At 39.3% G+C, this 13,880-nt stretch carries 13 protein-coding genes and 1 tRNA gene; 2 read left to right on the top strand and 12 right to left on the bottom strand.

Annotated elements, in window-relative coordinates; all coding sequences use genetic code 11:
- The first annotated feature begins 266 nt into the window (after window positions 1-266).
- Window positions 267-944, top strand: a complete 678-nt coding sequence (locus tag P8O70_18475) for a hypothetical protein (protein MDG2198825.1) — start codon at window positions 267-269, stop codon at window positions 942-944.
- A 19-nt stretch (window positions 945-963) separates the two neighbouring features.
- Here P8O70_18475 and P8O70_18470 read toward each other — a convergent pair whose 3' ends face one another.
- The 7 genes from P8O70_18470 to P8O70_18440 form a co-directional block, all read right to left on the bottom strand.
- Window positions 964-1,749 carry a hypothetical protein gene (locus P8O70_18470; GenBank protein ID MDG2198824.1) on the bottom strand — a complete coding sequence of 262 codons (786 nt, stop codon included), beginning with the start codon at window positions 1,747-1,749 and terminating at the stop codon, window positions 964-966.
- A gap of 29 nt (window positions 1,750-1,778) precedes the next feature.
- The gene (locus P8O70_18465; GenBank protein ID MDG2198823.1) at window positions 1,779-2,618 is read right to left on the bottom strand and encodes an ABC transporter ATP-binding protein; all 840 of its coding nucleotides are present in this window, start codon (window positions 2,616-2,618) and stop codon (window positions 1,779-1,781) included.
- A gap of 36 nt (window positions 2,619-2,654) precedes the next feature.
- Window positions 2,655-3,482, bottom strand: coding sequence for an ABC transporter permease (locus tag P8O70_18460; protein ID MDG2198822.1), 828 nt, complete (start codon window positions 3,480-3,482; stop codon window positions 2,655-2,657).
- A gap of 29 nt (window positions 3,483-3,511) precedes the next feature.
- A complete protein-coding gene (locus tag P8O70_18455; protein ID MDG2198821.1) occupies window positions 3,512-4,519 on the bottom strand; it encodes an ABC transporter substrate-binding protein in 1,008 nt (335 codons plus the stop codon).
- A 52-nt stretch (window positions 4,520-4,571) separates the two neighbouring features.
- Window positions 4,572-5,333: an ABC transporter permease gene (locus tag P8O70_18450; protein ID MDG2198820.1), complete on the bottom strand. Its 762-nt coding sequence runs from the start codon at window positions 5,331-5,333 to the stop codon at window positions 4,572-4,574.
- A gap of 110 nt (window positions 5,334-5,443) precedes the next feature.
- Entirely contained in the window at window positions 5,444-5,761 is a 318-nt protein-coding gene (locus P8O70_18445; GenBank protein MDG2198819.1) for an IS1 family transposase, read from the bottom strand.
- A 2-nt stretch (window positions 5,762-5,763) separates the two neighbouring features.
- A complete protein-coding gene (locus tag P8O70_18440; GenBank protein MDG2198818.1) occupies window positions 5,764-6,108 on the bottom strand; it encodes a hypothetical protein in 345 nt (114 codons plus the stop codon).
- A 345-nt stretch (window positions 6,109-6,453) separates the two neighbouring features.
- Between P8O70_18440 and P8O70_18435 the strand changes: the two genes are divergently transcribed.
- Window positions 6,454-6,651 (top strand): hypothetical protein, encoded by a 198-nt coding sequence (locus tag P8O70_18435; protein ID MDG2198817.1) that lies wholly within the window; start codon window positions 6,454-6,456, stop codon window positions 6,649-6,651.
- Window positions 6,652-9,919: 3,268 nt separating this feature from the next.
- Here the strand turns inward: P8O70_18435 and P8O70_18430 are convergent.
- The 5 genes from P8O70_18430 to P8O70_18410 all read right to left on the bottom strand — a co-directional run bounded on the left by P8O70_18430 (window position 9,920) and on the right by P8O70_18410 (window position 13,769).
- On the bottom strand, window positions 9,920-11,191 hold the full coding sequence (locus tag P8O70_18430; GenBank protein MDG2198816.1) for a phosphoribosylamine--glycine ligase: 1,272 nt from the start codon (window positions 11,189-11,191) through the stop codon (window positions 9,920-9,922).
- 12 nt (window positions 11,192-11,203) lie between these two features.
- Window positions 11,204-11,893 carry a tRNA (5-methylaminomethyl-2-thiouridine)(34)-methyltransferase MnmD gene (gene mnmD / locus P8O70_18425; GenBank protein ID MDG2198815.1) on the bottom strand — a complete coding sequence of 230 codons (690 nt, stop codon included), beginning with the start codon at window positions 11,891-11,893 and terminating at the stop codon, window positions 11,204-11,206.
- A gap of 24 nt (window positions 11,894-11,917) precedes the next feature.
- Window positions 11,918-12,766 (bottom strand): hypothetical protein, encoded by an 849-nt coding sequence (locus P8O70_18420; protein ID MDG2198814.1) that lies wholly within the window; start codon window positions 12,764-12,766, stop codon window positions 11,918-11,920.
- Between the two features lie 78 nt (window positions 12,767-12,844).
- A tRNA-Arg gene (locus P8O70_18415) sits at window positions 12,845-12,917 on the bottom strand.
- A gap of 78 nt (window positions 12,918-12,995) precedes the next feature.
- Window positions 12,996-13,769, bottom strand: coding sequence for a hypothetical protein (locus tag P8O70_18410; protein MDG2198813.1), 774 nt, complete (start codon window positions 13,767-13,769; stop codon window positions 12,996-12,998).
- Window positions 13,770-13,880: the final 111 nt, after the last annotated feature.

The raw sequence follows: 13,880 nt of genomic DNA, 5'->3' as shown, positions 1-13,880 counted from the left end.
AAACCCTAGCAGTCACACAGCTGTAAAAGAAAAAACTACAGAAATCCAACTCAGAGTCAGTAAAGACCTACAAGTCTATTGTTCAATAAATCTTGCAAGGAAATTAAAAACACTTTAGGCACTTCGTATGATTGATTGGTACTTATTCCATTCTCATGCGTTCAAAACTGCAAATTTTGTAGAATGTAAAATATTGAATCTACTTTTTTTTCTTTTTCCATTCTATTTATTTAAGATTTTAATTGTAAATTTAAGGATGTTTAACTATGAGTTTAATGGGTAATGGTGTGATTGCGATCTGGAACGACATACGCTGGGCAGCTAGAGAGAAATTTTATTTTTGGCACGATAGTGAACATATACCTGAACGTGTCAATATCCCGGGTTTTTTGAGAGGTAGAAGATTTATAAGACAGGATGCTGAAGTTGAATGGTTTACTTTGTACGAAACAACTTCTATGGATGTTTTACAGAGTAATAATTATTTGGAAAGGCTCAACAAACCAACACCACTTACGATTGATACAGTAAAAGATTTCTATAATGTTACACGTGGCCTTACCAGATTACATTATTCTAAATCAATGGGTGAAGGTGGCAACATAATCGTTGCTGGATTTCAGTTTGATGCAAACAATCAAATAATTGATGAAACAACTAATCTACTCAAGAAAATTGAAATGCAAAATTCTTTGGTTTGCGGTGTCCATTTATGTATTGTTGATTTGGAAGCTAGCAACAAAGAGACTTCTGAAAGAAAAGCTAGGTCCAATACCAATGAAGTACCAGATCTGGTAGTAATTATTGAATCAGGTTGGGCTCAAGCACTACTTAATGTTTGCAAAGAATTTTCAGCATCTATAGCACAAATAGATGGATTGAAAGTATTGAGGGCGCCAGGAACTTATCGATTGGAATATGAACTTAGGAAACAGAATTCTTGAAACTTAGTACTTGCATTAATTATGTTGCCTCGCAGTCCAACAACCAATCAGCAATTGGTTCAATTTGTCCTCTAACCATGTCACGACCACTGATCAGGGATTTCCCTAATTTCTCGGTGGTCAAACCCAATTTAGTCACCGGGGGATCGTAAACAATATCTGCAACCCAATCTGCCCTCGAAATTAATTCATCATCAAATGGACTTGGATCTTTTTCACGCATGCCGAGAGGGGTAGCATTTATGAGAAGGTCATAATGTGTTTTCTTAATATCTGCACCAGCCAAGTATTTAAAATTTCCATCGCTGTGCTTTGCAAGCATTGAAATGCAGGACAATGCGAGTTCACTGTCTTTTTCTGTAATAGTAAGCATTTTACAGTGTTCTGACAATGCCAGGGCAATTGCAGTACCGGCACCACCTGCACCAGCTAAAAGTATGCTTATTTCTTTGAGGGGAACTCCGAATTTGGAAAGTGCATTTACAAGCGCTATTCCATCAAACTGAGTCCCCGCAAGCCCTCCTGAATTTATTCTTTTGATAGTATTGACACTTCCTAAAAGAAGGGAAGTTTTGGATAAGTTCGTTAAGTATTTTAAAACTGACTTTTTATGTGGCATTGTCACCAGCAAACCGTCGATAGCCAAATTATTCTTCATGAAACTCATGAAGTTCTCAAGATCAGACGACTCTACATGCTTGGCATCAATTTTTACTTCAATACCCCTGTTTTTAAAATGATCCTTTAACAGATCAGGAGTTCTAACATAAGTTACAGGTGCTCCAATCATAACAAAATTTTTCATAATTTATTCTGGCTTTTTCTTTAATAAGGTCACTTGAAGCGGTAGATTCCAAGCCTCTCAAAAATGTTATAAATTCTTTTACTATATGAACTGAACTCTGGATAATCACCAAGGTGTGCTGGTCTTGGGCGGGGAAGATCTATTTTGATTTCATCAATAATTTTGCCTGGACTGGTTGACATAACAAGTACTCTGTCGGAGAGTCCAACTGCTTCCTCAATAGAATGAGTTATGAAAAGAACAGTTTTTTTCGTCTCAAGCCAAAGAATTTCCAGGTCATGCCGTATTTGAGTCCGAGTTATAGCATCCAATGCCCCGAATGGTTCATCCATCAAAAGCATAGATGGGTTGTGAATTAAAGCTCTGGCAATTGAGACCCTTTGGCGCATTCCTCCAGAAAGTTGTTTTGGATATTTATTCTCGAAGCCTTTTAGCCCCAATTTTTCAAAAAGATTATTCGCTTTTTCTTGATATTCTTTGCGATTCAGCCCACGAATCTCCTGCTGCAGCATGACATTTCGGATTGCTGTCCTAAATTCTAGAAGCAAATGATCTTGAAAGACAATCCCAACCTCTGAGATCGGTCTAGATAGTGGTTCAGAATTTATTTCAACATAGCCCTGACTGACTTTTTCAAGTCCAGAGACAATCAGCAGTGTAGTACTTTTTCCACAACCAGATGGGCCGATAAGGCTGACGAATTCTCCTGATTTAATTTCAAGATCAATAGGCCCCAATGCATGAAAAGCATCTTGATCATTACCATAGATTTTTGTTATTCCGCTTGCGCGGATGGAGGCACCAAACTCGATTGATTTGGAGGGAGCATCTGAAGCCAAATTGTAATTTGTATTTGCTAACTCAATCATTTACACACACTATTGATTCTCAATGTTTATGGACTCCTATTGGTGTTTCCATGGAATCATTAGCCATTCAATTGTCAATAAGAGAGAGTTGAAAAGTAGGGCGACTAATGCTGCTGCAATTAGTCCGCTGAAAAGTAAGGTCATGTCCATGAAACTTGAAGCTCTCATTATCATAAATCCGAGGCCTTCGTTTGAAGATATAAATTCAGCTATCATAACACCTTCAACTGCCTTTACAATTCCAATACGCATCCCTCCAAAAATATGTTGTAATGACGCAGGTAAACGAATGTAGTAAAAATTCTGCCAACTTGTCGCTCCCATTGATTTAGTTATGTAAAATAATTTTGAATCTACAGCTCTAAATCCGGACATGCTGTCTACTAATATCGGGAAAAAACACATTAAAAAAACAATAATAACTGCGGCAAGAGGCCCGATTCCAAACCAAACAATCAGAATTGGTCCGATAACTGTTTTTGGCATAATATTAAGAAAAACAATTACTGGATAGAGCCCCCGCTGTAAGAAATCTGAAGATACAATCAGCAATGCTAAAGGTACAGCGACAAATATACCTAACAAAAAACCGCTAATGATGGTAATAGATGTAGCTGCACCATGATTAGCAATTATTGAAAAATCAGAGAAAAAGCGATTCAAAAAATCTGAAGGTTTTGGGACTAACCAAAGTGGGACTTCAAAAAACCAGACTAACAATTCCCATATACTTAGAAAAATAATTACAGAAATTGTTGGATAAATTAAACTACTGACCCAATTTACCTGCAGTCTAATTTTTAAACTACTTTTTGGGGGAGTTACTTGAAGATAATTCAATTGATAATGAAGATTGTGATGCACTAGTTTTCAGGCTAGCGCATCGCTTTGAATTAGGGACAATTTACGGAAGTACTTGGAAGAAAATCGTTGGTGAAGTAAGCAGTAATCGGCTTACTGGACTCAAGTTTCCCAACAGATTGCAAAATCTCTCCAATTGTTTTCCAAGTGCTCGCTTCTGTGCGCCCCAGTTTGTCTCCTACACCACCTGGGCAAGCTGAAGAAAAGCTGTAAGCTGCACTCTTAAGTAAGGCATCTCTTGATTTTTGAGACTCAGGAAACACCTCCTTGAGGGCATCAACAGAAGCTTCAGGATTTTTGATCGCCTCCTGCCAACCCTTCAGGGTTGCTCTAATAAATCTTTTGTAAACTTCCGGTTTTTGGGCCAGTTTGTCTTCTCTTGCGATAAGACTCAGGCTCACAATAGGGACACCATGGTTATAGAAGTACATGTTGCCAGCCTTGATACCCTGTGCGGCAAGCGGAACAACAGTGTTTTCTGGTGTTTCAGCAACAGCATCAATCTGTCCAGAAGTAAGCAAACCAAGATTAGCATTTTGGGCAGCCAAAACAATTTCCACTTCCGACTCTTTTATACCGTTTGCTTTTAGAAACAACGGTACCAGCGGAACTTGAGCTGAACCAGGTGGAACGGATAGTTTTTTACCTATCAGGTCCTTAGGTTCCTTTATCCCCGAATTTTCAAGGTACTGTATACCAAATTGGCCTGACTTCCAAATAGTCGATATGATTTTTATGGGAGCACCCTTAGAAGCCACATTCAGAGCCGCCCCGGCATCTGCATAACCCAGTTCTGACTGTCCTGTGGCTACCAGTTGAGCAGCCACTGAAGATCCTCGACCTTCTTCAAGAGTAACTTCAAGGTCTTCTTCGGCGTAATATCCATTTTTTTGGGCTAGCGCAAATCCAAGATGAGCAGTATCTGCAGTCCAGTTCATAGTCAGTTTTATTTTATCAGCAGCGTTTGCGAAGCACATCGCGACTGATGAAAAGAAAGCTAGGAGTGCCATCTGAACAAGTATTTTTGAAAAATTGCACATTTTTCTCCTTAAGGTTAAAAATGAAATCTTGTCTTACTACTAAATTTAACTCTCATTTTATTGAGCGCCAGGGTAGTAGCAGTTTATCTATTAAATCAACGCAATAACTTAGAATTACGCCGATCAAAGATCCAACCACAAGGGTTGCAAAAATGAGAGGAGTGTCATTCCCAGTCATTCCCCTCAAGACCAAGTATCCCAGTCCATTCTGGGAATTTAACAACTCCACAACTATCACCACAGTTACTGCAACCACAATTGTGATTTTAAAACCAGAAATAATATATGGAGCTGCACTTGGAAGTTGAATGAATCTAAAAGTTTGCCACCAATTAGCCCCTGTAGAGCGACTTAAATAATAAATTCGCTTATCTACACATCTAAAACCAATTACACTATCAACCAGAACTGGGAAAAAAGTGATTAAGGCTGTTAAAAGTATTTTTGGAAAATCCGCAAAACCAAACCAAACTAACATCAGTGGGGCTAGTGTGATTTTGGGTAATCCTTGAATAAATACCACCAACGGGTAGAGCAGTTTTTCACACCATTGAAAGTTAGCGATTAAATACCCCAGACCAATTCCTGGAATTGCTCCACTAAAAAATCCCCAAATTATTAGTTTTGTCGAAATCCATCCATGTGATAAAAGTTTTTCGTAGTCCGTCCAGATACGCTCAATGAAGTCACTCGGTGCTGGCAGTACATAAATCGGCACCTCGAATACCTTCACAATCATTTGCCATATGACTAGCAAGCAAATAAACCAGAGTGCAGGTTCTAATATACTTCTGACATTCTTTTTGATGCTCATATTCTCTTTTTTTTCAATTTATCACACAGGCCATTTAGAATTGTCAATCAAAACTGTATGTATTCCTACTAAACAGCTTTTGAATTAAAAAGATCTAGAGGCGTTGGTTCTTAAGGGTTGTTTAGCTTAAAGATGAGCAGTTTCAAAGAAACTTCCAACATCGTTTTTGATTTGCTGTAGCAAAGCGTTTTACGATGGAGCCTTGCTAGATAATGCCTCAGTCGGCAGTTGAGTGATTCGATTTGTGTGGTGAAGGTCTTTCCCGGGTAATGCTTGGCCTGTGGGATAAAATTCTCGTAGGACTTCAGCATGTCCGTGCCATAGCCCATCGTCGGCAGGTGCTTGATCTGCTGCCAAAGGACCTTAGCGGTTTTGATCGTCCTCCTTCCACAGACAAAGCCGAGAACCTTGCCAAAGATGGAGTCCACCGCTAGCCAGAGCCAACATTGGGACTTTTTTTAGCGATCAAAGTGCAGAGTTCATCGATTTCGATGAAGGAGCAGGCTTCGGTCTGTGGTGGGCTTGCTGGGAGTGCTTGGGCAGCTTGCACCAACCAGCGAGAGAGAGTCTTGTGATGGATCCTGAGAACCCAGCCGATAGCTCGCCTCCCCATCCCTTCTAGATAGAGCTGACAGGCCTGTTGCTTGAGGGCTGGATCTTTGCCACGTTGTAGCGTCTGAAAGATCCGTCGGCAGGCTTGGCAACGGTAGCGTTGGACACCACGGCTGGTGCCATAGCGAATAGAGTCAGGATGAGCACAGTGAGGACATTGCATCCTTAGATCTCCAAATCTCGGAGATTACTTCATTTGTCTAAACGACACAACTGCGCCAACCCCAAAACTCGTATCCAAGACCTACTTTAGATTTTAGCTAATACTTGGAAGCACTCTTTAAACAATCTCGATTTTATGAAGCTAGGGCTTTACAACTTGGGGGAGAAAATAAGCAAATAGAGAATTTTTACAGTCTTCCGCATGAAGATGGAAAAAACTAATTCACTCCAGTCTAAATTTTTCCATCAATTTATAGAATTCAGTTCGGAAAGACCGTATTAGTAGGAATAAGAGCCTACTTAGCAGACTAAAATTCCAGACTACATTTTACGGATAAAAGCTATTATGAGTATCAAGTCAAAGACAGAACTTGCCTTACACAGAATGCATGAAATCGAAACAGAGGCTTGGGTGGCGATGATGAACCACCCAAAGCATGCTAAACACCTCCCTTTGCTCAGAACTCCCTTTACACTTGAAGACGCAAAGGGATTTGTCCTAATCAAAGAATCGTATTGGGAAACTCATGGGTATGGTCTTTGAGCACTCCTCCACCAAAACAAACTGATGGGATGGGAAGAATTCCAGCCGCATCAAGATCAAGCTGAGTTAGTACTTGTTCTCCATCCTAATTGGTGGGGTTGGGGTAAGGAGTGCCTTCAAAAATTCATTGAACACAATTCTTGTTTTCACCCCACGCAAGTAATTGCTCGATTACCTGATTCAAGAAAAATTTAGGAGGTATGGAGCAGCTATGTTTTTACCAACAAGGTATTATTTTTATCGGTAGAAATCTATTTTTCAGTTCTTTAAAAATCTGAAGACCAACGATTAAATCAAAATTTTAGTGGAGTTAGAGTAATTGCATAGTTTGAATAAATGAAGTTATCTCTGAGATTTTGAAATCTAATGATACAATATCTTCACTGTGTTCATCCAGAGCATTCTCCTCGATAAGCATTGAGTGATTAAAAGCTAATTTTGACGAGCTTGTTAACATATCTTTTAGGCGATACACCAACGAAAGGATCCCGCCGTTAAAGAGCAGGCTCAAAACTCATATTTATCAAGACTACGACTTGGAGCTGTTGGCAGAGTCCTTTGGGTACATCACAAAACAGTTTTCCAATGACTTGTTCAGACCGCAAATTAATTATAAGTTAACTAATATAAGAAAGAAGAACTTTTTCTCGTGCTGGTTAATAAATCCTGTAAAGCCATCATTAAGAAAGTTTAAATTCTATATCTAGATGGCAACTGATGTTACTTTTAGTAAGGTACTTAGGTTTTTTTGGCAGTGGATCGGTCAAGATGACTAGAAAGATTTTCAAGTTATTGAAGCTCTTATCAACCATGGACTATGGCACAGATTGCCTGAAAACTGGATGACAGTTGATTCTAACGGATTAGACTAACATTGTAAGACTTTCACTACACAGATCGAATCATTTAAATTCAAACTGATTCACTACTTGATCAGTTTGTACTATTAAATTCTATGATAAGGTGAGTATTAAACTATACTGAAAATTTCTTTGAAACTACTTAATAATCAGCTAAATAAATTTTAAATATCAACGATATTATCAAGGATAATAGCATTATTACTACTGGATTTGTTCACGCTCTTTTGAGTCTCCTTGCAGAGGTAAAAAGACAGCATTCAAAAGTGAACTAAACAACTTTATTTTGAAAGGCAGGGAATCATTATTCTTCTAAGCCAAGATGGAAGTCTTCTTTTCCATCGTAGTTGATGAACGGTGCAGCTTTTTTTCTGAGAAAGTCTAAACATTGAGCATGTAAAAGACTTGTTTTTCTATTAGAGCATATTAATCAAGACAGCTAGAAGACACTTTAGCAATTGATAGAGTTATCTAACATGGTCCATAGCGTAGACTGGTTCATGATCAGTTAATACTCCATAGCGTAGACTGGTTCATGATCAGTTAATACTCAATTCCTGTATCTTTGCACTACTATCTCAGGGCTGCCATCACTCAACTCAATTCGTTCAACTATCAACTGAGACATTGCCTAGCTAGACTTCACTGTAAAATATTCTGTAGCACTACATCCAAAGAAATATTATAAATTTCTTAAAGTTATGAATCTATAATCTTGGCAAGATCAGCTCTAATACTGCTTTATTTGAAATCGGAATATTTGACTTTACTTTATAGATGAAAATTAACATCTCATGGTGAAAAAATCAATCAAGATTCGCAGAAATAAATTCCTCAATTGCTGAAAACCCTAGATATAGACGAGGTTATCTTGTAACCTGCGAAAAAGAAGATAAATCCGAGTAGGTTGGATGATGTCAGATATTTGTAATTTAATCTTGGGGAAGGCAAAAAATGGATTAGAACTACGCAAGTATTGGTTCAGTTCCTCTAGCAAGACAAAGTCGATTCTTCAATGATGGGTGTTTCCACTAATTTTTTGTGTTTGCTAAGTACCAAACTTCCCAATACCCAGGGATTTACAACTATTTTATGAGTTGTTGTCAAACCCCAAACTTCCCAATATCCTTAGACCTACTTCTTCAAGTCAAATCTGGACATGCTCAGCTAGCTCACCACGCTCTTACAGCTTTATCAGAGTTTGAGCGACGTTTGCCTCTAGTGAACTTTCGAGCCACAAGCATTACAGCGAAGGCCCTGTGATGGTTACTTGACTGGTTTTTGATGAGCCTGAGGCACATCTTTCCACTGCTGAAGTTATAGTAGTTGATGGTAGTTAAGGTGTTCAGACTGGGGAGACTATCTTCAGGAACAAAGTTTCATTTTTGACTTACATTTTCTCCACGGAATTAAATTTTAGTGATACTCTTTGCAGAGTCAATAGTTGGTGGTTTAGAAAAGCAATCTCAGCCTTCATATCGAAGGGGCCAGAATACTAATTATCAGCAGAATAGATGGAGTGTATCACAAGATAGCTTCTTGCTGATTGGTAGAATTTATTGAAAAAATAATGGAAATTTATATAGAGGTTCAGAAATACATTTTCAGTAGACCTGATTTATTTCGTAGCTTTTCTGCGAAAGAAGCCAGTTTGCTAAATTTGAGTGGTTCTAAATAGGAGTTTTTTTGAGATCATTGACTTTAATTAATTTTATTTGCGACAACGAAAAAACTTAGGACAGACAGAGAAATTTATAAGAACTCAAAAATTTACTGCTATCGACTGTGACTAATTCAGTTAGTGGTACTCGATTACTTCTTCTTGTACTATCAAAAGAATCACTCTATGAACCATAGCTAAAGACGTTCACCTCCAATTCATATATATTTGAGAATATTTCATTTAATTCTTTAAATATTTATCTTTAGCTATTTTATCGTTAGAACCGTAAACTATACTCTATTATCTATAATCAGATCTAAAATCAAATTTTAGATTTTATTAATATCTAAGACTTATTATATTTTTGATTCAAAAACAGTTCTGTACACAACTAACTATAATTAATATTTTAGGAAACTCTTAGGGAAAGTTTAGTGCATTAAGGATTTCGAAATTGATCACCAGAATTCTATACTATTTGTCTTAATTTACACTTTGCCAAGGCAAGTCTACTGGAAAAACGGTCAGCGTGATTCAAGCGAAGTAGTCTTATTTCTACCTTGCTTGAACTATTGCTTAGCCGAGAGACTTGCCGGCAATAGTGGTTAATTTTTCAGATTCAATTGTCAAAGATCATCTCTTGGAGAATCTCGCCAGATTCCCCAGATGAAGATTCCTTACATCTATCCGAAGATAAATGCAGTGAATCTTAAAAATTTAGTAGGGTTATAACCTACTGGTTTGCTCAAAAGCCGACACCAATTGGCCAAAGAGTTTGACCAATATCGGTTCGAAAATAACTATGTAAACAGTGAAGCTTACTTATGTTTTGATATGCACTTTGTAGTGCCTCTTCAACAGTTTTTCCAAGGCCGTTCACATCAGCGATTCGATGCCCTTTTTCTAGGCCCTTATGGGATTCTGTGTAGATACCCAGTGAATCTGATCGGACTTCATTCCACCAGAGATCACAGTCTATCTCTCCTTCTATTCGCACTGGTAATGGCGGTACATCTTCCACAATGTAAGGATAACCATATCCAGCCAGTGTGAGTGTTCCTCCTGCTTGGATAGAATCTCGCCATTTGGTTTTGACGGCCTGGTTATTAGCTACAGCACACAAAGTCTTTACCGGATTTTCTAACATGCGTAACCAGAGAGCACCGGACGTCACTCCCATTCTCACATTATATTCAATTGGTACCCAGCGATCTTGTTGCCTCATTGCAGTGACTTGCAGTGGACCGTGAAAGTTCACTTTCTTTAGCCACGGTTGCAGCGGATGAATTAAATCCTTTGCTAATCCATACCGATCTGCAGGATCCTGCTCAACGATCCCTCCTAAGGGAGCTCCAGCGACAGGCCCCATGTTCCCTGTGAAGGCTCGCTTGTACTCCTGATTACTGATCTGGCTAATAATTTCGCCATTGCTCACGAAAACGAAGTGACCTGCTTCCACATTTCCCAGATACTCCTGGAGAAAAAGTCCTTCTGCGTAATCAACACATCTTATCCAGCCCCACGTGTCCTCTACCGTTTCGCAAACAATCGTATGTACTGGACTGAAGGGTGAACAAATCGGATTTTTCAACACATAAGGCCTTGGATCATTGCGAAGAATTTCTTCAGCCTCCAAACGATTTCTAGCATAGTGACTACGTGGTATTGGGATACCGTATTGCTCACAAAGCCGCATTGCGAAATCCCGATCCACTTCCAATCGAGTAGCTTCTCTAACCGGAGAGAGAATGGGGATACCCCACTGTACCAAATCAGGTCCCCATGATTGGGTTTGCCAATCAATTGACATAGGGATCACTAGATCTGGTGGATGTTTGTCAAAGAGCGTTAGCAGTTGCGGATGCCTCCGGGCCTCATAAACCTCTCCACAAAGAGAGGCTCCATAGTGGCCATAATTTCTAGTCAGGTAAGTATTAACCTCGGCACCATCTTCTCGACAAATTTGTGCCATTGCATGAGCAAACGATCCCACGCCCAGAACCCAGACCCGAGCCATGTTCTAACTCTTTTACAATTTACATCCATGTAACATCTCGCGTTTTTGCGCGAAGCCCTTGATCTTCTTCATCACAAAGCCCGAGTCTTCCAGACTCTTTCTCACATGACTGGCTGCCGTGTAGGTAGCACAGGTTCCTTCAGGACAAGTGATACGAGCCACTTCTCGCAAAACATCCCTTGTCCACATCTCAAGATTCTTTTTGGGACTGAACCCATCCAGAAACCAGGCATCAACTTGGTTTGATTGCATGACTCGCAGTGCTGGTAATACCTCTGCGTGATGCAACCTTAACGTAATCCTTTCTTCCGGCCACTCCTGCCAATCATTAAGAAATTCACTGGTAGTATTCTTTGGAGCCAGTAGCAATTCCGAGAGTTCTTTCAGTTCTGTCCACTCTTGGTGGATTAACTTCAATTGCTTTCTATTCAGTGGAAAGCCTTCAGTCGATTCAAAGTGTAACCAACTACCATGAACTCGGGTCTTCCGCCAAAGTTGCCAAGTCGCCAAAAAATTTAGGCCTGTCCCAAATCCAGTTTCACTTATACGAAAAATATGTTTTTTATTCCATTTTTCGGCTACACGATTCCCCTGCAGAAAGACATATCGGCTCTCCGCTAAACCGTCACTCTGGGAATAGTATATATCTTCAAACCTTACAGACCAAGGAACTCCATCACTCCATCTAAGCTGTTCTGTCATTCAAAATATATTCGATCTGTTAAATTACTGTGCCTGTTCCTCGGGTGGTGGTTCTTGCTGTTGCTGTTCTTGCTGCTGAGGTTGTGAACCTCCACTACTTAGTCTTGAAACATTCTTGTAGTTGTAGCCAATCGTGAATTTAAAACCACTTTCCGAATCACGACTGTACATTCCCACTCCAAAAGCCCAACTATCCGGATATTCCCACCCTAACCCAAGTAATTGTTCGTCAAAGTTTTTACCATCATTCATTTCGAGAAAGAAATTCAATTCATTGGTCTTGGCTTCGATCACGGTCAGTGAAGTCGAATATGCATCTTCAGTGGCAGATAGGCTCGCATATTCAAACTTCCACTGTAGATCTGTCGGATTACCAGAAATGATCCCTGCTCCCAAGCCTGCAACTGAGTAGCTATCCTCTCCTGATTTACCATCTCGGGAGAGAAAGCTCGCGTAAATGTTATCAAAAAATTTCAGACCCAATCCTAAATCGCTTGTTTCATTAGTAATATCACCATTGTGGGTTCCCATCCCATAGCCAATCGCAAATGATTCACCCAATATAAAGGCACCTCGGAAACCAGTTCCATTTGTGGAATTTTCCCCACCATCGAAGGTCTCTTTAATCACAAAATCGACCTCACCCCCAGCACTTTCTCCAATGAGTGAAAAGCCAATATCCTGCTTGGATACATTTCCAGCATCCAACATGTTATAGCGTAGATTTCCGGTTTCCCGCCAAACGGCTCCAACCGGATTGATATGACTGCGATTACTAGAGAGATAGGGGGTTGCCACCTGTGCCCGAGCTACTTCAGCTACTCCTAGTGCTGCTAGAGCAAATATCCATGCTCGCTGCAAGTGGGTCTTCATGACGGTTCCCCATCTAAAGATTTTGAATTTCTGTCCATTTCCCCGCTAAGTTCTATAGATTGCGATTTTATCTGAGTATGCTCCCGCCGGGACTCGAACCCAGAGTTTCGGATTAGGAATCCAACGTTTTATCCACTTAAACTACGGGAGCATATTATTAGAACAGTCTAAATGGTAGAGACAAAAATCTGTTCTTGTTACGCTCCATACCTCAAAGAATGCTAACAACTCAACAACCACAGCTTTTTCTACGATCGTAGTTGAAACCTGCTGTTAGTCTAAAACCTGCTTCTGTTTCACCATTTTCATAATTTTTAGAATGTAAATCCATTCTGAAGGCAAAGTCGTCTAAATTATCCCAACCAAATCCTAGTAGTTGCCTTTCATAACTACTTCCATCTTCAACTTCAAGCAACAATATTAGCTTATCTGACCTTAGTTCAAAGACGGTTTGAGCACTGGAATGGGCGTCTTCACTAGCAATTATGCTAGCATACTCAAATTTCCATTCAGCAAATGAAATACTTTGTACAATTCCAATTGCGCTACTTACTACGGAATATTTAGTATTATCAACTTTCTTTTCGCTAGACAGATAACTCGCGTGAAATCCTTGAGTTTTTAATCCTAGTCCAAATTCACTATTCTCTGTTTTATTATCACCATTTTGTGATTTATTTGAGTAACCAAGTGTGAAAAACTCACCTATAATGTATGAGCCACGAAAACTCATTACTGTATTGTTAGTATTGTCAATGTAACCTGCTTTTGTCACATATTCAGCTTCAGCGCCGTAAGTGTGGCCGATTGCAGAAAAACCAATTTCACCTCTTAAAACTCTTCCAGTGTCAAGTGTGCCATAATGAAAATTACCAGTCTCTCGCAACACCGCACCAATTGGGTTGATATGCATCTTATTAGTTGCCAGATATGGAGTAGCATATTGTGCGTACGAAATTTTAAATATACTAATGAGCATGGCAAGAAGAATTAAATGTTTCATACTGCCAACTTCAATTAAATTTTTTAAAATTTATAAATTCATGAACTTTAGTTTTTTTAAATATTAAATAATTCAAAAACCTTTACCAAAACTACTAGTAAACTGAACTTT

This window comes from SAR324 cluster bacterium (assembly GCA_029245725.1).
Lineage (GTDB): Bacteria > SAR324 > SAR324 > SAR324 > NAC60-12 > JCVI-SCAAA005.
Note: the sequence above shows the minus strand (reverse complement) of the source record. Positions and strands in the feature narration are given on the sequence as shown.